The sequence below is a fragment of the Micromonospora sp. PLK6-60 genome, assembly GCF_019890675.1.
In the GTDB taxonomy this organism is placed as follows: domain Bacteria; phylum Actinomycetota; class Actinomycetes; order Mycobacteriales; family Micromonosporaceae; genus Micromonospora.
Genome location: NZ_JAIOAA010000015.1, coordinates 80,050 through 106,280, shown reverse-complemented (window position 1 = coordinate 106,280; position 26,231 = coordinate 80,050). Strand labels below are relative to the sequence as shown.

Sequence of the window (26,231 nt, the reverse complement as noted above, 5' to 3'; positions counted from 1 at the left end):
CGTCACCCGCCCAGGAGGAGTTCGATGCCAAGAATCGGTCTGCGCGCGATCGCCGCGGACACCCGCGCGCTCGGCCTGTCGGCACCGATCCGCGCGGTGTACGAGGCGTCCAAGCGCAGCGGATTCCACGCCGTCCTGTTCCGCGGCGAGACACACCGTCACCACCCGGCTACCCCGGTACCCCTGACCGGCCCACCGCCGCTCGACGACGGTCCCCGCCACCGATGCCTGGACGACGCCCGAAGCGTGCTGCGTGACGGACCCCGAGCCTTCGGGCGGCGGGTAGCTACCGGCCTTTCCGTGCCGTGGTCCACCGACCCGCTCACCGGACGGCGGTGGCCCGAGCGCGAGCCGTGGTGGCGGATCGACATCCGGTCCGAGGCGCGGCTGTCCGACGTCAAGCACACCTGGGAAGTGGCCCGCCACCGGGACCTGGTCGTCCTGGCCCGGGCCGCCCGCATCGACCCGGACGGGCCCTGGCTGGACGGCCTGACCGGCCTGCTCCGGTCCTGGTGCGAGCAGTCCCCGGCCGAACGGGGCGTGAACTGGTACTCAAGCCTCGAACTAGCCCTACGCGCGATCGCCTGGAGCCAGGTCCTCGAACTGACCGGCGAGCGCCTGCCCGGCGACCTGGTGGCCGCCATGGAAAGCCTGCTGCTGGCCAGCGCCCGCCACCTGACGGTCGAGCTGCCCTACACGTTGAGCAGCATGCGCAACAACCACATGCTGGGCGACGCACTCGGGCTGATCGTGCTGTCCCGGATGTTCCCCAGCGCGCGGGGCGCCAGGTGGTGGGCGCGCACCGGCGAGCGGATGTTCGCGGCCCAGCTGCGCCGGCACATGGCCCCCGACGGCCGGATGATCGAGGATTCCCTGTCGTACCACCGGTTCGTTCTCGAGATGCTCATCGTGCGGGTGCTGCTCGGCGGGGCACCGTCCGGCGTACGCCGTGACCTGCACGCGGCCAGCCTGCACCTGGCTCGGCTCGGCGTCTTCGACGGCGACGTCCCGCAGTACGGCGACTGGGACGAGGGACGGGTGCTCGCGTCCTCCGGCGATCCGCTCGACGTGGCCGGTTCGGTCGCGCTCGGCCTGGTGCTGTCCGGTGAACACGTGCCGGCGCGGTGGTACGCCGACTTCGACGAGCTGGCCTGGTACGCGCCCGCGCCGCCCCCGGAAGGCGACGTCACCTCAGCCGTCCGCACCCCACCCGTGACGACCTCGGGCGGCATCGCCCGGGTCGAGCGCGGCCCCTGGCGAGTGTGGTTCAAGGTCGACGGTGGCCCCTCGCACGGGCACGCCGACCTGACCTCGGTGTGGGTGCGGCACGACGGCAACTGGCTGATCGCCGACCCGGGCACGGGCACGTACAACGGTCCGCTGGAGGTGCGTAACGGCCTGCGTACCTCGGCCGCCCACCCGGTGCGCCGGCCGGACGGCCGGGACCAGCTCGTGCCGCACCGCGCGTTCCGCTGGCTGAACACCGGCCGCGGTCACCTCGGGTCACCGCTCGTGTTGCCGGACCGCACCATCCTCTTCGGCTGGCACGACGCGTACGCGCGCGGCGAGCGACCGGTGCGGGTCGGCCGGGCCGTCGTGGTGGCCGACCACTACCTGGCGATCGTCGAGTTCGCCGACCGGCCGGCGACCGTCGGGCACTGGTCACTGACCGTTCCGCTGCACCCGGACGTCTCGGTGGCCGGCGGCACACTGGTCGCCGGCGACAGCAAGCTCGATCTCTTCGGCCTGGACGGTCACTCGACGGTGCGCGGGCGGTCCACGCCGTTCGGTGGGTGGCACAGCCGCACCTACGGACGCTGGGAGCCGGCGACCTGGATCACGGTCGAGAACCGGGCCGACACCATGGTGTGGGGATTGGGCAGGGTGGCCCGGTCACAGTCCGAAGCGGGGGTGCTCGATGGTCTTCGGTTGGCGGTGACCTGGAGTCCCGCCGCCGCCACACTGGACGTGACCCACCTCGCCTCCGGGCAGGTCCACCAGGTACGAGCGCCGCGATGAGCCGACGCCGGGTCCTCGTGCTCAACCACTTCGCCGTGCCCCGGGGCTACCCGGGCGGTACCCGACATGTCGAGCTGTTCAGCCGGCTGCCCGGCTGGTCGTACGTGATCGTCGCGGCCCGTCGCAACCTGACCACCGGCCGGCCGCAGCGGCCCGAACCCGGATTCCACCCGGTCGCGGTGACTCCATATCGGGGCAACGGGCTGGGTCGGGTCGTCAACTGGGCCAGCTTCGCGGTCACCGCCACGGCGGCTGGCCTGCGGCAACCCCGACCCGACGTGGTCTACGCGTCGTCGCCACACCTGCTGGCCGGCCTCTCGGGCTGGCTGGTCGCGGCGCTGCGGCGCACGCCGTTCGTGCTGGAGATCCGCGACCTGTGGCCGCGCGTCCTGCTGGACATGGGGAGGCTGTCCGAGACCTCGCCCGCGTACCGGGCGCTGGCGCGCCTGGAGCGGTTCCTCTATGGGCAGGCGGACCGAATAGTGATCATGGCACCGGGTGTGCGGGCGGCGATCGAGGTCACGGGCGTGGCGGCCGAGAAGATCGTCTTCATCCCCAACGCCGCCGACCCCGAGGACTTCGTGCCCAGCGGTCCCCGCGACGCGCTCCGGCAGCGGTACGGATTCACCCGGCGCACGGCCGTCTACGCCGGCGCGCACGGGCCGGCCAACGGACTCGACCTGCTCGTGCACGCGGCCAGGGCGGTCCCCGATCTGGACATCGTGCTCGTGGGCTCAGGCGCGGAGAAGCCCCGCCTGCAGGCGGCGGCTCAGGGCATCCGCAACATACGGTTCCTCGACCCGATCCCGAAGACCGAGGTGCCCGACCTTCTCCACGCCGCGGACGTCGGCCTGCACGTGCTCGCCGACGTCGAGCTGTTCCGCGTCGGGGTCAGCCCCAACAAGGTGTTCGACTACATGGCCGCGGGCCTCCCGGTCGTCACCAACAGCCCCGGGGTCGTGGGTGATCTCGTCATCAGGGCGGGAGCGGGCAACGTCGTCGATCCGGGAAATCTGGCGCACGGCCTCAGCCAGGCCGCCCAGGCCAGCCCGGACGAACTTGCGAAATTGGGCGCCGCCGGCCAGCAATGGGTACGCGCCAACCAGTCGCGGACCGCCATGTCGACCGCGCTCGCCGACCTGCTCACCCGGTTGCTCGCCGAGGCCGGCACGAAGCGGCCCGCGTCGTTCCCCCCGCCTCCGGTCGCCGGCTGATCAGATGTCATCATCGCTCGTCAGTGGCTCCGGTCGGCCCCCCGTCCAGGAACCGGTTCGCCCGGGAACCAGCCGTTCGCTCCGGAGACGCGCCGCCCGCCTCGGGACGCTGCTCACCAACGGCACCTTGCTGCTCAGCGGGGTGCTCACCAGTGTCATCATCTCCCGAGCTCTCGGCCCCGCCGGCCGCGGCGAGTACATCACCTGGCAGACGTGGGTCGCGACGCTGGGGATTCTCGCCCTCGGTGGTCTGCCGCAGGCGCTCGTGCTCGACAGGTCGACACCGGGACGCCACAAGCTCCGCCAGCTGCTCACGCCGCTGGCGGCGACCTTCGCGGTCGCGCTCGTCCTCGTGGCCGGCCTCGCCGCGATGTGGCGGCCACCCTGGATCATCGTCGTTGCCGCGATGCTGATCGCGGCGGCAACCCAGCTCGGCTCCATCGGCCCGTCCGAGGCGCAGCGGATGGGCCGGATGGGCGTCGAGTTCAACCTGGCCCGCCTCGCGCCACAAGTGGCGGCACTGCTGGCCATGGCAGCTCTCACGCTCCTGGGCACGCAGTCGACGGCCGTCTGGCTGGTCAGCATCGCCGGCCTGCAGACGGCGGCAGTGGCCCTGTGGGTCGTGACGCATGCGGAGCGAGGACGGTCGTCCACCGGGGCTTCCCACCGTCGCCTGCTCGGCGACTCCCTTCGCCTGGCGCCCGGCGGTGTCGTGACCTTCGCGCAGTACCGCCTCGACCTACTCGCGGTCACCGTGCTTTTTCCACATGAGCTTGTCGCCTTCTACGCGGTCGGCATCGCGGCGCAGAGTGCGGTGATGGCCGCCGGCCAGTCGCAAGGAATGCACTGGTTCGCGCGTCGCGGCCGGGAGCTGACGGATCGCCACCTCCAACTGCGGAAGGAACTGCGGCGGACATCCGCTACCGCTGCGATCGTCGCGGTTCCACTAGCCGTGTCCAGCGGCCTGTGGGTAAGCGCCCTGTACGGCGCCAGCTTCCTGCCTTCAGTTCCTGTCGTAGCAGCTCTCTGCTTCGTGGGCATACTGCAGTCACTCGACTATCTGCTCGTCCATGAATGCCTGATGGCAGGCCACGGCGTGCGGACCAGCATTTACCGGCTCCCGAGCCTGATCGCGGTCGCGGCGGGCTTCGGTCTGGCACATCTGGGAGACTGGCCGATCGGCGTCGTCGCATTGGTGCCGGGAGTCGGCTACCTTCTTTCCTCGACAATCTTTTTCATTGCCGCACGTCGGAATCCATCCACGACCCTACAATCTGCCTGACAAACAGAGAACCTCAGCGCGGAACTCGGAGCTCGAATGGCAACGTCGACATCCGTCATTGTTCACTACGGCGACCTCACGCCGACAATAAAATTGGTCAACGATATCGTCGAGTACGGCACCGAGGTGGTGGTCGTCGCCAACGACCGGGCACCTCGCCCGGCCGAGGTCGACGACCGCGTCGAGTGGATCGTCCCCGACCGCAACCTGGGGTACGGAGACGCTTTCATGCTGGCCGCCCGCGGGCGGTCCGCGAGGGCCCTGCTGTTGCTGAACACCGACATCGTGCTGCCCCGTGACTCGTTCGAGCGCTGCCTGGATACCTTGTTCAGCGAGCCCGGCGTGGGGATCGTCGGCCCGATCCTGCGGCACGAAGACGGCTCGCTCCAGTCCGGCGCGGCACGCTTCTCCGCCTGGCGTCGCGCACCACGGGTGCTGATCGACCCGGGCCCGCGGACAGTGGATTGTGACTGGGTCACGGGAGCGGTGATGTTCATCAGGCGGGAAGTAGTGGAGGACGTCGGTCTCGACGGATCCTTCTTCATCGGCGCGGAGGACACCGACTTGTGCGTCCGGGCGCGCCGGACCGGTTGGCGGGTGCTCTGCTGTGGCGACGCGCCGGCCACGCATCATGGCTCCCGCGTCATGTCGGGTAGCCGCTGGACCTACTACACCATCCGCAATCGCGTCTGGTTCGCGAGGACGAACTTCGGTGTGGGCGCCGCCCTCCTGAACTGGATCTGGGCCGTGTCCTTGCTGCCCCGAATGGCAGTGGGGGACATCCTCAAACGGCGCGACACGACCAGGTTGCGACTCGGCCTGATGGCATTGCGGCACGCCTGGTGGCGTAAGCCGAGTGCGGCGGAGGGACCGCTCCCGGACGAACCACTTCCCGCCCGCATCATGAGTTGGTAGTCACCCGCGCGAGGGTGGCTGCCGGACCCGCCGGCGGCCACCCTCCGGCCATGCTGGACCTATCGACCGAGCAGTGCGTCGTAGGTGTCGGTGAAACGCCGGAGAGCCACCCGCGCCGAGAAGTTGGCCAGGCATCGCTTCCGTCCACGTGGCCCGAGGTCACACCGTGGATCAGCCAAAATTTCGAGCACCCGGTCTGCGATACCCTCCGGCACCGCCGAGGTGGGGCTCTGCGGGGTCAACCAGCCAGTTTCCCCGTGGGCTATCGTTTCCCTGCTCCCGGCAGTTTCCGTCGCCACCACCGGTAGACCGCACGCCATGGCCTCGAGCACGGACAGCCCCAGGCCCTCCTCATAGGACGTCTGCACGAAGACCGATGCCGATCGGTAGAGTGCGAGCAATTCGACAGTCGAGATATTCGAGCGAACGACCACCCGGTCCGTCAGACCCAGATCCGCGATCAGCGCCTGGTTCGACATCGACAACGTGCCCCCACCCGCCAGCACCAGCGGAGGCACGGAGTGCGCCCGCCGGGCCATCTCGGCATAGGCAAGAATGGTCCGGTCGATCCCCTTCCTCGGATCAGCCAGGCGGCACACGGAAAGTAGCTGACCGTTTCGCTGCCATCCGGCGGGAGATGGCGAGAAGAACGTCGTGTCGACCCCGGGCGCCGCCTTGATGACTCGGTCCTGGCCGAGGGCGCGGACTCTCTCCAGCATTTCCGCGTTCTCCACGAGGACGGCATCAGCCTCGCGGACCGCGTACCGCTCGACTCGTGAGGTCAGGTGCGTCATGGCGCCGCGCCACATGCGAAGGGCGGTCGCGTCGGTGGCCAGGCTCGCCCGCCGCTCCCATTCGACGATGGTTGCCGCCTGAAGCACCACCGGAACGCCCGCCTCCAGCACGGCGGACGCCCATGCCGGGGAGCCGGCGACCACCTGTATCAGGTCGTAGTCGCGCAGAGCGCTCGTCAACTCCCGGCGGGGGCGGTAGCGCATGATCTCCAACTCGACGGCGTTCGCACCCCAGTGCTCGTGCGAGAACGGACCCTCGCCGCCGCTGCGCAGGCTGCGCCGCATCCACGACTGTGGCGCGACGAGGCGCCGACTCGCCCGATCGCTGCTGGACGTCGCCAGGTCGTAGAGATCCACCGAGTAACCTCCGGCGGCCACGAGTCCGTCCCGCAGCCACCTCACCACAGCCGGCACTCCCCCACCGTGCGCGAGGCCATGGGTGACGAGGGCGACCTTCCGCCGGCCCACCTTGCCGTGGTTCAGGGCGGCGCTCGACGATGCACCACTGCGCGTTTCGGTGAAAATCGCTCTTTCCCAACTTCCTGTTCGTGGACAGCTGACGCCTCGGAAACTAGCGTCCGTCGCGATGATCTGCGCCGCCGGAGTTGAGGCTCGCCGCGTACGACTGACATTTCTGGTGATCGGGCAACAGCCCCGAGCGGCGCGCCTGGGCCAGGGTGGGCGCGGCGGTGTCCCGGGCGGACAGCAACGGCGCCGCGGTCGGCCACTCGATGGCGAGCTCGGGGTCGAGCGGGTGCACCGCACGATCTGTCCCGGGGTCGTAGGTGGTGGAGCAGAGGTAGCTCAATGTCGCGTCCTCGGTCAACGCGCAGAATCCGTGCCCGAGTCCTTCCGCGAGGTATACCGCCCGTCGGTCGACATCGTCCAGCGGAATTGCTTCCCACTGCCGATAGGTCGGGGAGCCCACTCGGACGTCCACGACGATGTCGAGGATCCTCCCGCGTACGCAGGTCACGTATTTGGCCTGGCCGACGGGAACATCAGCGAAGTGGATGCCACGGACCACGCCCCGCGCGGACACCGACAGGTTTCCCTGGGCGAATCGGAGCGGATGTCCCACCGCGGCGGCCAGTCGGTCACCGCGGTACCACTCCAGAAACATCCCGCGGGGGTCGCCGTACTGCTGCGGGGTGATCTCCCAGGCCCCTTCTATGCTCAACGGGCGAATCTTCATCGGCTCAGTTCCTCACACCCTGCGCCGACAGCAGACCCAGCAGATAACTGCCGTATCCGCTCTTGAGTAGCGGCTCGGCCAACACCCGCAACTGCTCGTCGCCGATGAGGCCGGCACGCCACGCGACCTCTTCGAGGCAGCCGATCTTCATGCCCTGGCGCTCCTCGATGACCCGCACGAACTCGGCAGCCTGCACCATGGAGGCGAAGGTGCCGGTGTCCAGCCATGCGGTTCCGCGGGCCAGGACGGTCACCGCGAGTTCGCCCCACTCCCGGTAGATCTCGTTGATTTCCGTGATCTCCAGTTCGCCGCGAGCGCTGGGAGTGAGTTTGCGGGCGATGTCGACCACCCGGTTGTCGTAGAAGTAGAGCCCGGGAACGGCGTAGCGCGACTTCGGGTGGACGGGCTTTTCCTCGATCGACAGCACGCGACCGGTGGTGTCGAAGTCCACCACCCCGTACGCCCCGGGGTCGGCAACCGGGTAGGCGAAAATCTTTCCGCCGATGACGTTCGAATTGCCGCTGAGCTGGCGGCCCAGGCCGACGCCGTGAAAGATGTTGTCGCCGAGGATCAGCGCCACGGTTTCGCCGCCGATGAAGTCGGCGCCAATGACGAAGGCCTGCGCGATGCCCTCCGGTCTGGGCTGCGAAGCGTATTCCAGCCGCAGACCGAACTGCGCGCCGGAGCCCAACAGCCGGCGAAACTGCTCCTGATCCTCAGGGGTGGTGATAATGAGTATTTCTCGCACGCCAGCCATGATCAAGGTGGCGAGCGGGTAATAGATCATCGGCTTGTCGAAGACCGGCATGAGTTGCTTTGACACCGCACGTGTGATCGGCCAAAGCCTGGTACCGGTCCCACCCGCGAGAACGATTCCGCGCATGCTCGGATGCTACCGGACCATCGAGATGAACCGGTCGACAACACGGGCAGGACGGCAAATCTGGCTTAGACTCGGATCATGTTGACTCAAATCGCTGACGTCGATTCTGACCGGTTCGTGAACGCACGGTCGGCCCGGAACCTCCGCAGCGCGGATGACGCATCGACCGCTCCGCAAATGGTGAATTTCATTGCAGAAACGGGGCGGGTGGGGGTCGCCGGATGAACCGTTTTCTGGTGACCGGCGCGGGCGGCATGCTGGGACGGGATCTGCTGGCGGTGCTGGGATCCCGAAGCGATCTCTCAGTGACCGCCACCACGCGCGGGGACCTCGACATCAGGGATTCCGTCGCGGTACAGACAGCGGTCGCCGGCCATGACGTGGTCATCAACGCCGCGGCGTGGACGGACGTCGACGGCGCCGAGACACAGGAGGAGGCAGCCACCGCCGTCAACGGCGACGGCGTCGGCAATCTCGCCAGGGCGTGCGCGGCGACCAACGCCCGCCTGATTCATGTTTCCACCGATTACGTCTTCTCCGGCAAAGCGACTCAGCCGTATGCGGAGAATGCCAGCACTTCCCCGATCAACGCGTACGGCCGCAGCAAGCTCGCCGGAGAAGTCGCCGTTTCCCGGCTTCTCCCGCACGCCGGCTTCGTCGTGCGTACCGCATGGCTCTACGGCGCACACGGGCCCAACTTCGTGTCCACGATGCTGCGCCTGGCCGAGGAGCGCGAACGGCTTGAGGTGGTGGATGACCAGCGGGGGCAGCCCACCTGGTCTCGTCAACTGGCCGCACTGCTCAGCTCGCTGGCCGACGCCGCACTGGCCGGGCAGGCCGCTCCCGGCGTCTATCACGGCACGGCGTCGGGCGAAACCACCTGGTACGGCCTGGCCCGTGCCGTTTTCACACTTCGCGGCCTCGACCCCGACCGGATCCGCCCTACCACCAGCGACCGCTACCTCCGTCCGGCCGCCCGCCCGGCCTACAGCGTGCTGGCCCACCGGCGATGGACGGCGGCGGGCCTGCCACCACCGGCCCACTGGCGCTCGGCTCTGACGCAGGCGCTCGCTCCGGCCCCGGCGTCACCGTGGAGGGAGCCAGCGACCGCGCCGCTACCGGCCCCCTGAAGGTGCGTGGCGGTCGTGGTGCTCGTCGGTGTCGAGAGCGCTGCCGCCCACCCGCGGTTGGCTCGCCGGGGCACCAGCACTGCCGCGCTGCGGCCCCACGGCAGCCACAACGCCCGGAGCTGCGGCCGGTTCGCGGGCCAGGCGCTCGAACAGCCGATCCATCAGTACCGGGCTGGGCACCTGGCTGGCCGCCCACGACCGGTACGTGTCCAGGACCTTGGCCCGCAGGGAACCGAGTTCCTCGGACGGCGTGCGGGCCAGTACCGACAGGTGCCGCGCGAAGCCGTTCGTGTCCGCCCAGGGCAACGCGACGCCGCCGGCGCGACGCGCCAGGTCCGTCCACGGCGTCGTGTCGGAGATGACCGGGCATAATCCTGCCGCCATGGCCTCCCGAACGACGTGGCCGAAGTTCTCGGCCTTGGTGGGGAAGAAGAACACGTGGGCCCAGGAGAGCGCATCCGCCGCCTGCTCATGCGGGACGGGGCCCATGAACTCCACTCGGATGTGGCCTGGCAACTTCGCGGCCATGTCCCGACATCGCTGTTCATATGCCTGGTCCGAGGCGGGCCCGATCACGCGCAGATGCACCGGTTCGGTGACCTGTGCCATCGCCGCCAGCACACCCGTCAGGTTCTTCTTCCGGTCGATGCGAGAGAAGAAACAGACGCGCAGCGTGTCGGAGGGGGTCGGCGCGTCCGGTTGCGGGGCGGGGAGACGATCTTCGGCCTCGAAGGCGTCGGCGACCAGTTCGATCGGTCGACCGGGCAGATGCTTGCGGACGCTGGCCGCCTCCTCCTCGGAGGTGCAGTGAATCGTGGCCCCGACCCGGGCCAGCAGGACCCGGAGCACGAGCAGGCCGGCCCGCTTCCGCCAGCCCTTGAAGTCGAGCGCGCCGCGCATCAGCTCGCCTCGCGGCGCGAGCAGCACCGGTCGTCGGGCTATCACGCCGAGGCTGATGAGCGCCAAGGGCACCAGGGTGAAGGGTCTGTTCCAGGCGCTGTTGAAGTAGTAGACGTCGTGGTCGATCCTGGTGAATCGGCGGAGGGCGCGCAGATAGGCTGCCGGTCGCGCGATATCGACATACATGACATTCCGCTCGTGGAATCGGACCACCTCGCCCGCTCGTGCGCCAGCGAAGGGCGCGGAGTCCCCGTAGTCCCGGTCCCGCGTGAAGGCAACGTAGGTGACGCCGGAGTCGCGAGGCGCCGTGATCGCCGACAGACTACGAACGGGACCGCCGGCGCGGTACGCCGGGAGAAAGTGCCCGACGAACACACCGACGCGCACTCCGTCCGGCCGATCTTGGTTCTGCATTCGTTCCTCGCAATATTCGTTGCGGTTCGCCGTCCCCGCCCCATGTCATGTTCATCGGGTCGGGGCCTGGAAGGTTCCTTCCACTACCGGGGTCAGGTCCCGAAGGACGAGGCCAGCGAGCCTTTCACCTTCGCCTACCGCACGCCGCCGGCGCGACCGCCCACCTCGACCAGGGCCGTGGGCACCCTGCCGGTCAGGCGCACGAAGAGTTCGTCCATCAGCAGCTGGCTGGGGACCTGGCTGACGACCCACGACCGGTAGGCGCCGTGCACCTTGGCTCGCAGCGCGTGGAGTTCCTGCCCGGACATGCGTGCCAGCGCCGAGAGGTGCCTCGCGAAACCGTGCGTGTCCCACCACGGCAGGGCGACCCCGCCGGCACGGCGCGCCACGTCGGTCCACGGCGTCCCGTCGGAGCACCGGGCACAACCCCGCAGCCATCCCCTCCCGGATCGCGTGACCGAAGTTCTCGCCCTTGGTGGGAAGAAGGAGGACGTGCCCCCAGGACAGGGCGGCGGCGGTTTCCTCGTGTGGAATCGATCCCACGAATTCGACTCGGATGTGCGCCGGCAGCCCTGCGGCAAGCGCCCGGCAGTGCTGGTGGTAGCCGTCGTCGATGACGGGACCGATCACCCGCAGGTGCACCGGGTCGGGCACCTCTCCGAGCGCGGAGATCGCGCCGGCAAGATTCTTGTGCGGGTGGATCCGCGAGAAATAACAGACCCGCAGCCCCGTGACCGGTGCCGCCTCACTCGGCGACTCCGCAGCGGTCGACTCATCGGCGTCGAAAGCATCGGGAATGAGTTCGACGGGCACTCCAGGAAGCAGTCTTCTCGCCCCGTCCACCTCCGCGGCGGAGGTGCAGTGCAGCGTCACGCCCAGCCTGGTCAGCAGTGACCGCATCAGGAGCAGCCCGACCCGCTTCCGCCTTGACTTCCGGCCGAGGGCACCGGACAGCAGCTCGCCCCTCGGCGCGAGCAACACCGGACGGCGCGCAATGAGACCAAGGTAGATGAGTGCCAGCGGTACCAGCGTGAACGGCCTGTTCCAGAGGCTGTTGAAGTAGTAGACGTCGTGCCCGTAGCGCCCGAACCGGTACAGCGCCCGCAGGTAGGCCACCGGCCTTTCGATGTCGACGTACATCGCCCGCCGGCCCCGCACCTCGACAAGCTCCCGGGGACGCGCGAGCGCGAATGGCTGCCGGTCGCCGGCGTCCCGGTCGCGGGTGAACACCGCGTAGCTGACGCCGGAATCACGGTCCGCCGTGATCGCCGCCAGGCTTCGGATGGGTCCACCCGATCGGTATGCCGGAATGAAATGACCGACGAACACGCCGACCCGAACCTTGTCGGCTACACCAGACTCATGCATGGGCTTCCTCATCCCCGTCACGAACGGCCACACCGCGTCGTCGCCAGCCCGCCGCAGTCACCTCCGAAAGGACCGAGGACGCCCGTCGGTTCCACGCTCATGCGCTGAACGTGCTTTCGGCGGCTTTCGCGGCCACCACCTGCGTCAGCCGACGCGACGGAAGGCCCTCGACGCCGGCCAGGGCGGCGACCACCGACAGCGCCGCACTCGTCGCCCCGAACGACGCCCCGAGCCCTCGTTCGTCCGGCCTGCCACGGCTGACCGCCGCACGCATCCGGACCAGCATCTCCCGGTGCCCCTTGCCGGCCGGCACCCGCTTCACCTCCCGGCCGTCAATCTCCAGCCGCCGGAAGTCGTCGATCAGCACGGTGTGCCCACGACCGAGGATCTCCAGCCGTTCCTTCGCGGTGCCCCGGTGCCCCCGGGTGCAGTACGTGATCGTCGCCGTCGACCCGTCGGGATAGCCGAGCAGGACGCTGACGTCCTCCTCCAGCCCCGGCTCGCCGCGCCCACTGCCGTACGCGTGGACCGCGCCGGGCTGCTCGCCCACCAGCCAGGACGCGAGGTCGATGAAGTGGCACACCTCGCCGCGGACCCGGCCGCCCTGGCGCCGGTCGTGGTACCAGTGCGTGTCCGGCAGCGTCCCGGCGTTCACCCGGTAGGTGATGCTCAGCGGCCCGGTACCGCCGGTCAGCGCCTTCTCCGCCTGGACGACCATCGGGGCATGCCGGCGGTTGAAGCCGACGAAGAGGTGACCCGAGTTGCGGTCGTAGGCGGCCCGGACCTCGTCGAGCTCGTCCTGGGTCAGCGCGAGGGGCTTCTCCACGAAGACGTGCTTGCCGGCGTCGAGCGCCCGCACCACCAGCTCGGCGTGCGAGTCGTGCCGGCTCAGGATGAACACCGTGTCGATGTCGTCGCGGGCCAGCAGGTCGTCGGCGGTCGGCAGCACGAGTGGGATCCCGTGGCGTTCCGCGGCGTGCCGGGCGGTCAGACCCTTGGCGGAGGTGACGGCGGCGAGGTCGTCCGCCCAGCCGGCCGCCTTCAGCGCGGGCAGGAAGGTCGCCTTGGCGTACGTGCCGGCGCCGATCAGGCCGGCGCGCGGGCTCGAGGTGACGCGGCGGGGCCGGATGGTGATCGAGGTACGGTTCGGCTGCGCCGGGGCGGCGTAGCTGAGTTGCACCGCCAGCGAGCGGGGGTCGGCGGCCAGCACCTCGTAGGCGGCCGTCGCCCGCTCGACGTCGAAGACGTGCGTGACCAGGTCGTCGACCGTCACCCGCCCACTGGCCACCAGGTCCAGGTACGCCTCGATGTTGCGCCGGGCCGTCCACCGCACGTGGCCGACGGGATAGTCGACGCCCCAGTCCTCGTACGCCCGGTCGTAGCGGCCCGGCCCGTAGCTGCGGGCGAACCGGAGGTCCAGTTCGCGCTCGTAGAAGCCGCGGCGGTCGAGTTCCAGGCCGACGTCGCCGACCACCACCAGCCGGGCCCGGTCGCGGGCGATCTCGGTGCTGCGGGCGACCGGCTCCGACGAGCGGGTCGCCGCGGTGATCAGGACCGCGTCGACGCCTCGGCCCCGGGTCAGTTCCAGGATCTGATCGGTGGTCGCCGCGCCCGCCTCGACCAGCCCGGTGGCGCCTGCCGTCGTGGCCAGCTCGGCGGTCCAGTCGCGCAGGTCGACGCCGATGACGTTGAGCCCCGCGGCGAGGCCGAGGCGTACGGTGAGCTGACCGACCAGGCCCAGACCGACGACCGCGACCGAGCCACCCACGCCGACCTCGGCCTGCCGTAGCCCCTGCAGGGCGATGGCCGCGACCGCGCCGAACGCGGCGGCCTGGTCGGACACCGCCTCGGGGACGGGCACCGCGAGCAGGGCGGGCACCGCCTGGTACTCGGCGTGCCCGGCGGACGCCGTCGCCACCCGCATTCCCGGCCGGAGGCCGTCGGTCGCGGCGCCGGCGGCGACGACGACGCCGGCGGCGCTGTATCCCAGCGGCATGTCCTCGTCGAGTCGGCTGCGCACGGCGGCCAGGGTGGAGCGCACGCCGGCCGTCCGCGCCCTGCTGACCACCTGGCGGACCAGGTCGGGCCGGGCCCGGGCCTTGGCCAGCAGGCTCGCCGAGGCGAGTTCGCGCACGGCGCGCTCGGTCCCCGCGGAGAGCAGTGACCTGCGCGTGGCGACGAGGGCTTCGGTGGCGCCCGGCTCGGGCTGCGGAACCTCGACGACCCTCAGCTCGCCGTCGGACACGGACTGGACGATCTGCTTCACTCGGCCTGCCTGCCTTTGTCGAGAGAACATCGCATCAGCGGTCGTACGGCGGTCCGCCGCGAGCGACTACGACACGCCTGACCGCAAAATATCGGGTGAAAGTATTTATCAGGGCAATTCACGCCCACCCTCGATCGGTCACGTGCGGAAGAGGGAATCCGCGCGCCGGCCCGTCGAGGTCTCCGGCCGCCAGACGAACGTCCGGATCGTCTCGCCGGGGTGGTACAGCGCCGGCTCCCCGGACAGTCGGAGCGTCTCGTGCACCGGCGAACAATGAAATGGAGCCGCGGCGATGTCCACCCAGGAGCCCGAGTCGAGCCGGACGTCCGGGCCGTGCGGCTTGTCGCGATTGGGCACGGTCATGACCTGGGGTGCGGGCCAGTGCTCGGTCACCACCACGGCGGAGAACTGCCGGCACCGGTCGAGGATCGCCGCGATCTGCCCGTTCGAGAGGTGCTGGAGCACCTGGCGGATCAGGCAGATGTCGGCGGTCGGAAGCGGATCGACGGCGGCGTCGGCCACGGAGAAGTGGATCCGGCTGCTCCCGTACCGTTCGCTGTTGCGTTGGATCACCGCCGGCACCACGTCCACGCCGTGGTACGACTCGACACAGTCGACGAACTGCTCGGCCACCCGGAAGTCGCCACAGCCGACGTCGACCACGGACCGCGCGCCGAGGTCGGCGACGAGCTTGCGGACGTGTTCGGCGTAGCGCTGCGCCACCACCCCCCACGACCCGGTACCGGAGTCGTACGCGTCGGCGCGCCCCCAGGTCCCGCGAGCGTAGATCTCGGAGAACACGTCGGTGGTCGACCTCGCGGCGTTGCGGCGACGGGTGCGGGCGACGACGACGGATCGCCGCCACTCCCGAACGACGGGAGGCGTGATCCTGGCGATCCCCGAGCGCCAGCCTCTACTGCTCATGACGACCTTCCGATCATCTGGCCAGGAGCGGGTCGGCCGGTTGCCGACGTCCCGCGGTACGAAGTCCTCAACGAGCACATCCGGCACAAAGAAACCGCCGCCGGACCATTTGCCGGATAAGCCACGGGACACCTTGCCCGTCGCCACGGAAATGACTTATCGAGTCATTGACATGCATTCGGTGTCACAGGAAGGCTCCGAGCCACAGGTCCTTCATGAAGGGGGCGCGATGAGGCGCAGACGGCTGGCGATCGCCGGCGTGTTCACTCTGGTCGGCGCGCTGGCGCTGACCGCTCCGGCCAGCGCGCGACCACCGTCCGATCCGGTCGGCCGCGACAGCTTGGAGGTGTACGTCGGCACGGTCAACGCGGAGCAGCTGGAGAAGCTGCGCGCGGCCGGGGTCGACCTGGGGCACGACACGGTGCAGACCGGCGCGGCGGGCACCCAGGTCGAGACGGTGCTCAGCCGGCGGGAGGCGAAGCGGCTGACCGGGGCGGGCGTCCCGTTGCGGGTCAAGAAGATCCGCGGCAAGGACGCCTCCCAGGTGCTGCGCGAGCAGTCCGCCGCGGGCTGGAAGGCGTTCCGGTCGTACAGCGAGCCGGGCGGCATCCGGGACGAGCTGACCGCGACGGTGGCCCGGTTCCCGAAGCTGGCCAAGCTGGAGACCATCGGCACCACCGTGCAGGGCAAGCCGATCCTCGCGGTCAAGGTGACCAAGAACGCCCGCTCGGTGCCGGACGGCACCCGCCCGGCGGTGCTGTACGCCAGCAACCAGCACGCCCGGGAGTGGATCACGCCGGAGATGACCCGCCGGCTGCTGCACCACTACCTGGACAACTACGGCAAGAACAAGGAGATCACCTCCCTGGTGGACAGCCGGGAGCTGTGGTTCCTGCCGGTGGCGAACCCCGACGGCTACGACTACACCTTCACCCCGGGCAACCGGCTGTGGCGCAAGAACCTGCGGGACAACGACGGCGACGGGCAGCTCACCAGCGCCGACGGCGTCGACCTGAACCGCAACTTCGGCTACAAGTGGGGCTACGACGACGAGGGGTCCTCGCCGGACATCACCAGCGAGACCTACCGGGGCACCGCGCCGAACTCGGAGCCGGAGACCAAGGCGCTGGACCGCCTGTTCAAGCGGGTCGGCTTCAAGTTCATGATCAACTATCACTCCGCCGCGGAGCTGCTGCTCTACGGCGTGGGCTGGCAGGTGAGCACCCCGACCCCGGACGACGTCATCTACGAGACGATGGCCGGCGACGACGCCCACTCGGCGATTCCCGGCTACGACCCGGACATCTCCGCCGAGCTGTACACCACCAACGGCGAGACCGACGGCTACGCGCAGGCGCGTTACAAGACGCTCGCCTTCACCCCGGAGATGTCCACCTGCCAGAGCGCGTCGGCGTCCGACCCGAACGACCAGTGGGACCCGGCGGACTGCGTCAGCGGCTTCATCTTCCCGGACGACGAGAAGCTGATCTCGGCCGAGGTGGCCAAGAACCTCCCGTTCGCCCTCGCCGTGGCCAAGTCGGCGGCCGACCCGGACGACCCGGTGTCGGTGGTCGGCCGCAGCACCCCGGACTTCGTGGTGGACGCGTTCGACACCTCGTACGGGCGGACCCAGGAGGTCGCCACGATCGCCCGGCGGGCGTTGAAGGACGTCCGGATGCACTACGTGGTCAACGGCGGGCGGCCGAAGACGGTGAAGGTCCACGAGTGGCGCGGCGGTGAGCGCTACGGCGACGACAACAACGACTACTACGCCGAACTGCGCGGCACGGTCACCGGCACGAAGCCCGGCGACCGGGTCGAGGTCTGGTTCACCGGGGTCAAGCCCGGCAAGGGCCCGACCGCCAGCAGCCACTTCACCTACCGGGTCCACCAGGACATCGGCGGCGACGTGCTGGTGCTGGCGATGGAGGACACCACCGGCCTGAGCCCGGCCCAGAACAGCCCCACCGCCAAGTACGCCGGCCAGATCGCGGACTCCGTGCGCAAGGCCGGACACAAGGCGAACGTGTACGACTTCGACGCCATGGGACGCACCGCCCCGCACCCGCTGGGCGTGCTGTCGCACTACCAGACGGTGATCTGGGAGACCGGCGACGACATCATCCTCCGCTCCCCCGGCCAGGTCGCCGGCACGGCGGCGGAGGCGGCGCTGACCACCGAGCTGGCCGTCCGGGACTACCTCAACGAGGGCGGCAAGGTCCTGGTCAGCGGCAAGTACGCGCTGTTCGCACAGGCCGCCAACGGGTCGTACGCCTACCGGCCCGGCGCCCCGCCGGAGTGCACCAACCCGAACGACGTGGCCTGCCTGCCGCTGCTGAACGACTTCCAGCAGTACTACCTGGGCGCGTACAACTACGTCAGCGACGGTGGCACCTCGGCCGACGGCGACCCGTACCCGGTGCGCGGCTCGGCGGGCGCCTTCAACGGCTTCGCCGGCGACCTCAACGCGCCCGGCTCGGCCGGCAACCAGGACCACACGGCGTCCTTCCTCACCACGTCCAGCTTCCTGAAGCCGGACAAGTTCCCGCAGTTCGCCAGCTCGGCGACGGTGGACTGGGTGCGGCCGGGCGGCGCGCCGTTCGACCCGCGCACCGGCGCGTGGTACCTGTACAGCGACCGGTCGGACCAGTCCTACAAGCGGCTGGCCCGGACCGTGGACCTGACCGGGGCGAGCAGCGGTGAGCTGCGCTTCTTCACCTCGTACGACATCGAGTCGGACTGGGACTACATGATCGTCGAGGCGCACGAGGTGGGCAGCGACAACTGGACCACGCTGCCGGACGCCAACGGGCACACCGACACCGGCACCGGCGAGAGCTGCCAGTCGGGCTGGGTGGCGCAGCTGCACCCGTTCCTGGCCCACTACCAGGGCGCGGACTGCTCCCCGACGGGCAGCACGGGCAGCTGGAACGCGGCCACCGGCTCCTCCGGCGGCTGGCAGGAATTCAAGATCGACCTGTCGGCGTACGCCGGCAAGCAGGTCGAGGTGGCCATCTCGTACGTCTCCGACTGGGGCACCCAGGGCCTGGGCGTCTTCCTGGACGACGCGCGGGTGATCGCCGACGGGGCGGTCGTCTCGGAGACCTCGTTCGAGGCGGACCTGGGCGGCTGGACCGTCGCGGCGGCGCCGGCCGGCTCGGCCACCGCGCCGAACAACTGGACCCGCAGCCAGCAGGCGTTCGAGGAGGGGGCGGCGGTGGTCACCGCGGACACCGTCTACCTCGGCTTCGGGCTGGAGGGGCTGGCCCCGGCGGCCCGGGACGACCTGGTCGCCAAGTCGCTGAAGCACCTGCACAAGCGCCGCTAGGCGACGACAGCACGACCGAAGGTGCGCCGGCGGTGACCCCACCGCCGGCGCACCTTCCGGTTACCGGAGGCGGGTCCGACCCGGATGTGGTGAGCTGTACGGATGGCGGGGCTGGGTCTGGTGCTGCACCCCACCCGGGACGTCACCGAGGTGGTCGGGATCATCGAGCGGTGGGCGACGAGGAACCGCAAGTCGCTGCTGGTGCGCGCCGAGGACCGGCACCGGGTGCCGGCGACCGTCGAGCCGGTGCCCGAGGCGGAGCTGGCCACCCGCGCGGACGCCCTGATCAGCATCGGCGGGGACGGCACCATGCTCGGCGCGCTCCGCTCGGCCGTACGCGATCCCAAGCCGGTGCTCGGCGTGCACCTGGGCCGGCTCGGCTTTCTCGTCGAGGTCGCGCCGCCGGAGCTGCCGGAGGCGCTGAGCCGGCTGCTGGCCAAGGACTTCACCGTGGAGTCGCACGCCTGCCTGGCCTGCGACGTGTGCGGCGACGACGTGGTCGCCTTCAACGACATCGCGCTGATCCGCCAGCCCGGGTCGGGCTTCGTCACCGCCACCCTGGCCGTGGACGGCCAGCGGTACGGCTACTACCGCTGCGACGCCCTGGTGATCAGCACGCCCACCGGCTCAACCGCGTACAGCTACGCCGCCGGCGGGCCGCTGGTCTCCCCCGCCACCCACGCGGTGGTGGTGACCCCGTCGGCGCCGATGTCCGGCATCTCCCGGCCGCTGGTCCTCTCCCCCGAGGAGACCATCCGGCTGGAGTTGCGGCCGCACTCGGCGTCGGTCGCGGTGGAGATGGACGGCGTCGTCATCAACGACGCGGCGACCGAGGGGACGGTGGACATCCGCTACCGGCCGGACGCCGGGCAGGTGGTCCGCTTCGACCCGGTGCGCTACCAGGAACGCAACCAGCTCAAGCTGAGCCTGCTCGACCTGCCGTTCCTGCCCGACCAGCTGCGGGAGCTGCTCCCGGAGGAGCTGCGACAGCCGTACACCCAGCGGGAGCTGGACCCGCCCTGTTGACCGTCCGTCCGGTCACGCCGTGGCGAGCACCCCGTCCACCAGCGCCTTCGCCTCCTCCTGGATCCGGGCCAGGTGCTCCGGCCCCTGGAACGACTCGGCGTAGATCTTGTAGACGTCCTCGGTGCCGGACGGCCGGGCGGCGAACCACCCCGACTCGGTGGTCACCTTCAGGCCGCCGATCTTCGCGCCGTTGCCGGGCGCCTCGGTGAGCGTGGCGGTGATCCGCTCGCCGGCCAGCTCGGCGGCGGTGACCTGCTCCGGGGAGAGCTTGCCCAGCGCCGCCTTCTGCTCGCGGGTGGCCGGGGCGTCGATCCGGGCGTACGCGGGCGCGCCGAAGCGCTCGGCCAGGTCGGCGTAGTGCTGGCTCGGGGTGCGGCCGGTGCTGGCGATGATCTCGGCGGCGAGCAGGCAGAGCAGGATGCCGTCCTTGTCGGTGGTCCAGGTGCTGCCGTCGCGGCGCAGGAAGGAGGCGCCGGCGCTCTCCTCGCCGCCGAAGCCGACCGCGCCGTCGAGCAGGCCCGGCACGAACCACTTGAAGCCCACCGGCACCTCCAGCAGCGGCCGGCCCAGGTCCGCGGCGACCCGGTCGATCATCGAGGAGGAGACCAGGGTCTTGCCGACGGCGGCGGCCGGGCCCCACCCGGTGCGGGTGCGGAACAGGTGCCCGATGGCGACGGCCAGGTAGTGGTTGGGGTTCATCAGCCCGGCGTCCGGGGTGACGATGCCGTGCCGGTCGGCGTCGGCGTCGTTGCCGGTGGAGACCTGGTAGTCGGCGCGGGCGGCGATCAGCGAGGCCATCGCGTTCGGCGAGGAGCAGTCCATCCGGATCTTGCCGTCGCCGTCCAGGGTCATGAACCGCCAGGTCGGGTCGACCGTGGGGTTGAGCACGGTCAGGTCCAGCCGGTGCCGCTCGGCGATCTCGCCCCAGTAGGCCACGCTCGCCCCGCCCATCGGGTCGGCGCCGATGCGCACCCCGGCGTCCCGGATCGCGTCGATGTCCAGCACCGAGGGCAGGTCGTCGACGTAGCCGGCGAGGAAGTCGTACGTCCCGGTGGTGTCGGCGGCGCGGGCCCGGGCGTACGGGATCCGCTTCACCTCCTTGCCCCCGGCGGCCAGGATGGCGTTCGCGCGGTCCTGGATCCACTTCGTGACGTCGGTGTCGGCCGGCCCGCCGTTTGTCGGGTTGTACTTGAAGCCGCCGTCGTCGGGCGGGTTGTGCGACGGGGTGATCACGATGCCGTCGGCAAGCCCGCTGGTGCGGCCCCGGTTGTGGGTGAGGATGGCGTGCGACAGGGCCGGCGTGGGGGTGTAGCCGTCCCGGCTGTCCCGCAGCACGGTCACCTCGTTGGCGGCCAGCACCTCCAGCGCGCTGGCCTCGGCCGGGGCGGAGAGGGCGTGGGTGTCCCGGGCGAGGAAGAGTGGCCCGTCCAGGCCCTGCTCCCGCCGGTAGTCGCAGAGCGCCTGGGTGACGGCGAGGATGTGGTCCTCGTTGAAGGCGTTGCGCAGGCTGGAACCCCGGTGCCCCGAGGTGCCGAAGGAGACCTGCTGCGCCGGGTCGCTCGGGTCCGGGTGCTCGGCGTAGTAGGTGGTGACCAGCCGGGGCACGTCGACCAGGTCGGCGGGCCGGGCGGGCTGTCCGGCACGGGGATGGGCCACTGCTGCTACCTCCAGGGACGGTGGGACGGTGGTTCTTTCCCGGCCGGGGCCGAGGTCACACGTGCCTCACGGCTCGACGCGCTGGCCCTTGCCGATCACCACGATGCCGTTGTCGGAGACGGTGTACCGCTGCCGGTCCTTCTCCAGGTCCACGCCGATCTCGGCGCCCTCCGGGACGAAGACGTTCTTGTCCAGGATGGCCCGGCGGACCACCGCGTGCCGGCCGATCTCGACGCCCTCCATCAGCACCGCGCCGTCCACGTGCGCCCAGGAGTGGACCTTGACCTTGGGCGAGACCACCGAGTTCTCCACCAGCGATCCGGAGATCACCGCGCCGGGCGAGACCATCGAGGCGACCGCCCGGCCGACCCGCTCGCCCCACTGGTGGACGAACTTCGCCGGCGGGTACGGCGGCTGCTCGGTGTAGATCGGCCACTCGAAGTTGTAGAGGTTGAACACCGGGTGCACGTTGATCAGGTCCATGTGGGCGTCGTAGAACGAGTCGAGCGTCCCCACGTCCCGCCAGTAGCCGCGGTCCCGGTCGGTGCTGCCGGGCACCTCGTTGTCCTTGAAGTCGTAGACGTTTGCCTCGCCCCGCTCGACCAGCATCGGGATGATGCTGCCGCCCATGTCGTGCTTGCTGCTCCGGTCCTCCGCGTCGCGCTCGACGGCCTCGCAGAGCGCCCGGGTGGTGAAGACGTAGTTGCCCATCGAGGCGTACACCTGGTCCGGCGCGTCGGGCAGGCCGACCGCGTCGGTCGGCTTCTCCCGGAAGGCGCGGATCCGCCGGCCGTCCTCGCCGACCTCGATGACGCCGAACTGGTCGGCCGAGGACAGCGGCTGGCGGATGCCGGCCACGGTGACCCCGGCGCCGGAGGCGATGTGGTCCTCCACCATCTGCCGCGGGTCCATCCGGTAGATGTGGTCGGCGCCGAAGACGATCACGTAGTCCGGCTGCTCGTCGTTGATCAGGTTGAAGCTCTGGTAGATCGCGTCGGCCGAGCCGGCGAACCACCACGGGCCGCGGCGCTGCTGGGCGGGCACCGGCGTGACGTAGTTGCCGAGCAGGGTCGACATCCGCCAGGTCTTGGTGATGTGCCGGTCCAGCGAGTGCGACTTGTACTGGGTCAACACGACGATCTTGAGGAAGCCGGCGTTGGCCAGGTTCGAGAGCACGAAGTCGACCATCCGGTACATCCCGCCGAACGGGACGGCGGGCTTGGCCCGGTCCGTCGTCAGCGGCATGAGTCGCTTGCCCTCGCCGCCGGCCAACACGATCGCGAGCACCTTTGCTGCCATGTACCGACGCTAACCATCCCGCCCCGACTTCACCACTCGTACGCCGCACAGATCCGCGCCGGGTGCGGAACGGGATTCCGCGTTAGGGTGCCGGGCATGACGGATTCGCGTGGGCTGCGCGTCGACCTGCTCACCCGGGAGTACCCGCCGGAGGTGTACGGCGGCGCCGGGGTGCACGTCGAGTACCTGGCCCGGGAGCTGCGCCGGCTCGCCGACGTACGGGTGCACTGCTTCGGCGCGCCCCGCACCGAGCCGGGCGTCACCGCGTACGCCGAGCCGGCCGGCCTGGCCGGTGCGAACGCCGCGCTGCGCACGATGGGCGTCGACCTGGAGATGGCGGCCGGTTGCGCCGGCACCGACGTGGTGCACAGCCACACCTGGTACGCCAACCTGGCCGGGCACACCGCGAAGCTGCTGTACGGGGTGCCGCACGTGCTGACCGCGCACAGCCTGGAGCCGCTGCGGCCGTGGAAGGCCGAGCAGCTCGGCGGCGGGTACGCGCTCTCCTCCTGGGCCGAGCGGACCGCGGTGGAGGCCGCCGACGCGGTGATCGCGGTCAGCGAGGGGATGCGGCGGGACGTGCTCACCGCCTACCCGGCGGTGAACCCGGACCGGGTCCGGGTGGTCTACAACGGCATCGACACCACCCAGTACGCCCCGGACCACGGCACCGACGTCGTCGACCGGCTCGGCATCGACCCGGCCCGCCCCAGCGTGGTGTACGTCGGACGGATCACCCGGCAGAAGGGCCTGCCGTATCTGCTGCGGGCGGCCCGGGAACTGCCCGCCGACACCCAGCTGGTGCTGCTCGCCGGCGCCCCCGACACCCCGGAGCTCGCCGCCGAGGTGGAGGAGCTGGTCGCCGAGCTGCGGGCCACCCGTTCGGGGGTGATCTGGGTGGCGGCGATGCTGCCCAAGCACGAGGTGATCCAGGTGCTCACCCACGCCACGATCTTCGTCTGCCCGTCCGTCTACGAGCCGATGGGCATCGTCAACCTGGAGGCGATGGCCTGCGAGACGGCCGTGGTGGCCACCGCCACCGGCGGCATCCCCGAGGTGGTCGCCGACGGCGACACCGGCCAGCTGGTCCCCATCGAGCAGGCCGGCGACGGCTCCGGCACTCCGCTGGACCCGGCGCGGTTCGAGGCGGACCTCGCGGCCCGGCTCAACGAGTTGCTGGCCGACCCGAAGCGGGCCGAGGAGTTCGGGCTCGCCGGGCGGCGGCGGGCGGTCGAGCACTTCTCCTGGGACGCGGTCGCGGCCCGGACGCTGGAGGTGTACCGGTCGGTGGGCGCGGCGCGGTGAGCAGCTGCCGGGTGGGACGGTGTCCGGCCGGTAGGATGCCGGCATGAGCTCGGAGGCGGTGGGCAGGTCGATGCCGCCGATCGTCACGCTCGACGACCTGACCGCGATGATGGCCGCGGACGAGCACCATCGGTACGAGATCAGTCCCGAGGGAGTTCTCTCGATCATGCCGCCGCCGGGATACGCCCATGCGATCGTCGCGACCCGGCTGATGGTGTGGCTGGCCCAGGGCGGCATTCCGGCGGATCACCTCGCCCAGGCGGTCGGGCTGCGCATCCCGGGTCGCCGCGGCGGGGTCGGCGGTCGCATCCCCGACCTGGTGGTGTGGAGCAAGGCGCAGGCCGACGGCGTGTGGTTGCCGACCGGCGACGTGCTCCTCGTGGCCGAGATCGTCTCGCCCGGCTCCGAGGGCATCGACACGGTCACCAAGCGGGCCGAATACGCGGCGGCCGGCATCCCGCGATACTGGGTCGTGGAGCAGGACGCGGCGCAGACCGTGACGATGCACCAGTTGGACGGCGAGCAGTATGCGGTGCGGGCCACCATGCCGCTGGCCTGGGTGCTGAACACCAGCCCGGCCGAGCACGACCTCGGCTGACGCACCCTTCCACCAGTTTCAGGTGACGTGCAGGGTGGCGGCGAGCCGATCCAGGGCGGCCGTGGCCGCGCCGGTACGCGCCACGACCGCGACCAGCTCCCGGACCGCCGGCCGGTCGTGCACCTCGCCGTGGGCGGTGCGTTCCGCCTCCAGCACCGTCCGCCCCGCCCGGACCGGGTCGCCGGCCACCGCGTACGCGCGGGCGGCGTCGAGCAGGTACGCGGCCCGGTGCTCGGGTGGCAGCCACCGCCACTCGTCACCGGCGATCAACCGCTCGTGGCGCACCGTCGCCGCCGTGACGTCACCGAGGGAGGCGGCGGCCACCACCCGGGCGGCCTCGACCGCCGCCCGGCCGGGGGCTCCGGTGTCCCCGGCGGACGCCGCGCGGTCGAGCAGGTCCTCGGCGCCGCGCTCGTCCCCCCGGCCGGCGGCGGCGAGGGCGGCCTGCACGAACAAGGTCCCGAGCAGGGACGGGCCGGGCGACGGATCGCCGCCGGGCGGCGCCGACGCGAGCCTGCGGGCGGCCACCACGGCGGCCTCCCGCGCGGACCGTCGCCGGCCGACGAACCGCAGCACCTGACTCAGCGGCACCGTGGCGCGGGCGACGGCCCCCGGATCGTCCATGGCGGCGGCCACCGCCATGCCCCGATCGGCGGCCAGCCAGGCCAGCTCCCCCTGATCGACCTTCAGCAGCGCCAGGGCCACCAGCCCGTACCCGGCCACCAGCAGCCCGTCCGCCGTCGGCCCCGGTCGGGCCGCCCGCGCCGCACGCGCGGCGCCCAGCAGGTCCGGCAGCGCGACGAGCAACGCCGGGTAACGGGCATGCCGGTAGGTCTGCTCCGCGTGCGCCAGGCGGGCCCGCAGCTCGGCCACGTCGGCCGGCCGGCCGGGGACCGGGACGTGGTAGCGGGCCAGCGCGGCCCGCACCCGTGCCACGCCCGGGACAGTACGCGACGGCTGCCTGTCCCGGTCGGCCAGCAGGACCTCCACGTCGATCCGGAGCACGTCGGCGACCTCGCGCAGACTCGACACCCGCTCCAGATTTCGTACGCCCCGCTCGACCTTGTCCACCCAGCTCTTCGACTTGCCGAGCCGGTCGGCGAACTGCTGCTGCGTCATGTTCCGCCGCACCCGCCAATGGGCGACCCGGCGGCCCACCGGAAGGTCGTTCACCAGCCAGCCGCCGGATACGCCGACGGCAGCGGCCCATCGTGCGGGCACTCCTGCATCCCTGCCTCCTCCAGCGTCTGTCCGGAGGCGGGGCAGCTTCAACGCCGCCCCGCCTGGTCGAGGCGCTCCGTTGCTGACGAGAGGGCCTCGTTCGCCAACTTAGAGTGCAGTGAGTACAGAGTCAACACACCATGCACAGAATGCTGAGTCGGATGGCATGCTCGAAGGGCTGACGAGAGGCGGCCGTTCCATGCCGAGAAAACCGCTTTACGAACAGGTCATCGCCGACGTGATCACGTCGATTCAGTCCGGTGCGCTGCAACCCGGAGACAAACTGCCATCCATCGCTGAGCTGTGCGAGCAGTACAAGGCCAGTGCGACGCCGATCAGGTTGGCCCTTCGAATCCTCGACGAGCGGGGCTGGATCGAGGTGCACCAGGGCAAGGGGTCGTTCGTGGCACCGGAGCCGCCCGCCCAGGGGTGAGTTTCCTCGCCGCGAGCCCGAGGGTAGGCGCTCCGCACACTACGAACTTGATGTCGTGAAC

General features: G+C 70.6%; 20 protein-coding genes. 10 read left to right on the top strand and 10 right to left on the bottom strand.

Translation table 11 applies throughout. The annotated features are described in order from the left end of the window. The first annotated feature begins 24 nt into the window (after positions 1-24). The 4 genes from K7640_RS23670 (at position 25) to K7640_RS23655 (ending at position 5,430) form a co-directional block, all read left to right on the top strand. The gene (locus K7640_RS23670; RefSeq protein ID WP_222957093.1) at positions 25-2,019 is read left to right on the top strand and encodes a heparinase II/III family protein; all 1,995 of its coding nucleotides are present in this window, start codon (positions 25-27) and stop codon (positions 2,017-2,019) included. Next, positions 2,016-3,233: a glycosyltransferase family 4 protein gene (locus K7640_RS23665; RefSeq protein WP_222957092.1), complete on the top strand. Its 1,218-nt coding sequence runs from the start codon at positions 2,016-2,018 to the stop codon at positions 3,231-3,233. The genes K7640_RS23670 and K7640_RS23665 overlap by 4 nt, the downstream gene beginning before the upstream one ends. 127 nt (positions 3,234-3,360) lie before the next feature. Continuing rightward, entirely contained in the window at positions 3,361-4,515 is a 1,155-nt protein-coding gene (locus K7640_RS23660; protein WP_222957091.1) for a lipopolysaccharide biosynthesis protein, read from the top strand. Positions 4,516-4,551: 36 nt separating this feature from the next. After that, positions 4,552-5,430 (top strand): glycosyltransferase, encoded by an 879-nt coding sequence (locus K7640_RS23655; protein WP_222957090.1) that lies wholly within the window; start codon positions 4,552-4,554, stop codon positions 5,428-5,430. A 59-nt stretch (positions 5,431-5,489) separates the two neighbouring features. Here K7640_RS23655 and K7640_RS23650 read toward each other — a convergent pair whose 3' ends face one another. From K7640_RS23650 to rfbA, 3 genes are all read right to left on the bottom strand, one after another. Then, positions 5,490-6,581 carry a glycosyltransferase gene (locus tag K7640_RS23650; protein WP_374198118.1) on the bottom strand — a complete coding sequence of 364 codons (1,092 nt, stop codon included), beginning with the start codon at positions 6,579-6,581 and terminating at the stop codon, positions 5,490-5,492. A 214-nt stretch (positions 6,582-6,795) separates the two neighbouring features. Continuing rightward, a complete protein-coding gene (locus tag K7640_RS23645; RefSeq protein ID WP_222957088.1) occupies positions 6,796-7,419 on the bottom strand; it encodes a dTDP-4-dehydrorhamnose 3,5-epimerase family protein in 624 nt (207 codons plus the stop codon). Between the two features lie 4 nt (positions 7,420-7,423). After that, positions 7,424-8,302 (bottom strand): glucose-1-phosphate thymidylyltransferase RfbA, encoded by an 879-nt coding sequence (gene rfbA, locus K7640_RS23640; protein ID WP_222957087.1) that lies wholly within the window; start codon positions 8,300-8,302, stop codon positions 7,424-7,426. Positions 8,303-8,523: 221 nt separating this feature from the next. Between rfbA and rfbD the strand changes: the two genes are divergently transcribed. After that, a complete protein-coding gene (gene rfbD / locus K7640_RS23635) occupies positions 8,524-9,432 on the top strand; it encodes a dTDP-4-dehydrorhamnose reductase (RefSeq protein WP_222957086.1) in 909 nt (302 codons plus the stop codon). Here rfbD and K7640_RS23630 read toward each other — a convergent pair. The 4 genes from K7640_RS23630 to K7640_RS23615 all read right to left on the bottom strand — a co-directional run bounded on the left by K7640_RS23630 (position 9,418) and on the right by K7640_RS23615 (position 15,304). Continuing rightward, positions 9,418-10,746: a glycosyltransferase gene (locus K7640_RS23630; RefSeq protein WP_222957085.1), complete on the bottom strand. Its 1,329-nt coding sequence runs from the start codon at positions 10,744-10,746 to the stop codon at positions 9,418-9,420. The two genes, rfbD and K7640_RS23630, sit on opposite strands and share 15 nt — an antisense overlap. Positions 10,747-10,797: 51 nt before the next feature. Then, the gene (locus K7640_RS23625; RefSeq protein ID WP_222957084.1) at positions 10,798-12,126 is read right to left on the bottom strand and encodes a glycosyltransferase family 4 protein; all 1,329 of its coding nucleotides are present in this window, start codon (positions 12,124-12,126) and stop codon (positions 10,798-10,800) included. Positions 12,127-12,211: 85 nt separating this feature from the next. After that, the gene (locus tag K7640_RS23620) at positions 12,212-14,380 is read right to left on the bottom strand and encodes a bi-domain-containing oxidoreductase (protein WP_222957083.1); all 2,169 of its coding nucleotides are present in this window, start codon (positions 14,378-14,380) and stop codon (positions 12,212-12,214) included. A gap of 138 nt (positions 14,381-14,518) precedes the next feature. Next, entirely contained in the window at positions 14,519-15,304 is a 786-nt protein-coding gene (locus tag K7640_RS23615; protein WP_222957082.1) for a class I SAM-dependent methyltransferase, read from the bottom strand. Between the two features lie 229 nt (positions 15,305-15,533). Here K7640_RS23615 and K7640_RS23610 point away from each other — a divergent pair, with 229 nt between their 5' ends. Both K7640_RS23610 and K7640_RS23605 read left to right on the top strand, forming a co-directional pair. Then, positions 15,534-18,632: a M14 family metallopeptidase gene (locus K7640_RS23610; RefSeq protein ID WP_222957081.1), complete on the top strand. Its 3,099-nt coding sequence runs from the start codon at positions 15,534-15,536 to the stop codon at positions 18,630-18,632. 102 nt (positions 18,633-18,734) lie between these two features. Continuing rightward, entirely contained in the window at positions 18,735-19,658 is a 924-nt protein-coding gene (locus K7640_RS23605) for an NAD(+)/NADH kinase (protein ID WP_222957080.1), read from the top strand. A 12-nt stretch (positions 19,659-19,670) separates the two neighbouring features. Here the strand turns inward: K7640_RS23605 and pgm are convergent, their stop codons facing one another. Further along, a complete protein-coding gene (pgm, locus tag K7640_RS23600; protein ID WP_222957079.1) occupies positions 19,671-21,314 on the bottom strand; it encodes a phosphoglucomutase (alpha-D-glucose-1,6-bisphosphate-dependent) in 1,644 nt (547 codons plus the stop codon). Between the two features lie 66 nt (positions 21,315-21,380). Next, complete coding sequence (gene glgC / locus K7640_RS23595; protein WP_222957078.1) at positions 21,381-22,613, bottom strand: glucose-1-phosphate adenylyltransferase; 1,233 nt, start codon at positions 22,611-22,613, stop codon at positions 21,381-21,383. Positions 22,614-22,709: 96 nt separating this feature from the next. Between glgC and glgA the strand changes: the two genes are divergently transcribed. After that, a complete protein-coding gene (glgA, locus tag K7640_RS23590; RefSeq protein WP_255609818.1) occupies positions 22,710-23,918 on the top strand; it encodes a glycogen synthase in 1,209 nt (402 codons plus the stop codon). A gap of 43 nt (positions 23,919-23,961) precedes the next feature. Continuing rightward, a complete protein-coding gene (locus tag K7640_RS23585; RefSeq protein WP_255609817.1) occupies positions 23,962-24,516 on the top strand; it encodes a Uma2 family endonuclease in 555 nt (184 codons plus the stop codon). An 18-nt stretch (positions 24,517-24,534) separates the two neighbouring features. On the opposite strand, the gene K7640_RS30645 is transcribed toward K7640_RS23585, so the two are convergent. After that, the gene (locus tag K7640_RS30645) at positions 24,535-25,737 is read right to left on the bottom strand and encodes a helix-turn-helix domain-containing protein (protein WP_308042650.1); all 1,203 of its coding nucleotides are present in this window, start codon (positions 25,735-25,737) and stop codon (positions 24,535-24,537) included. 166 nt (positions 25,738-25,903) lie between these two features. Here K7640_RS30645 and K7640_RS23575 point away from each other — a divergent pair, with 166 nt between their 5' ends. Then, a complete protein-coding gene (locus tag K7640_RS23575; RefSeq protein ID WP_374198117.1) occupies positions 25,904-26,170 on the top strand; it encodes a winged helix-turn-helix domain-containing protein in 267 nt (88 codons plus the stop codon). Positions 26,171-26,231 lie beyond the last annotated feature (61 nt).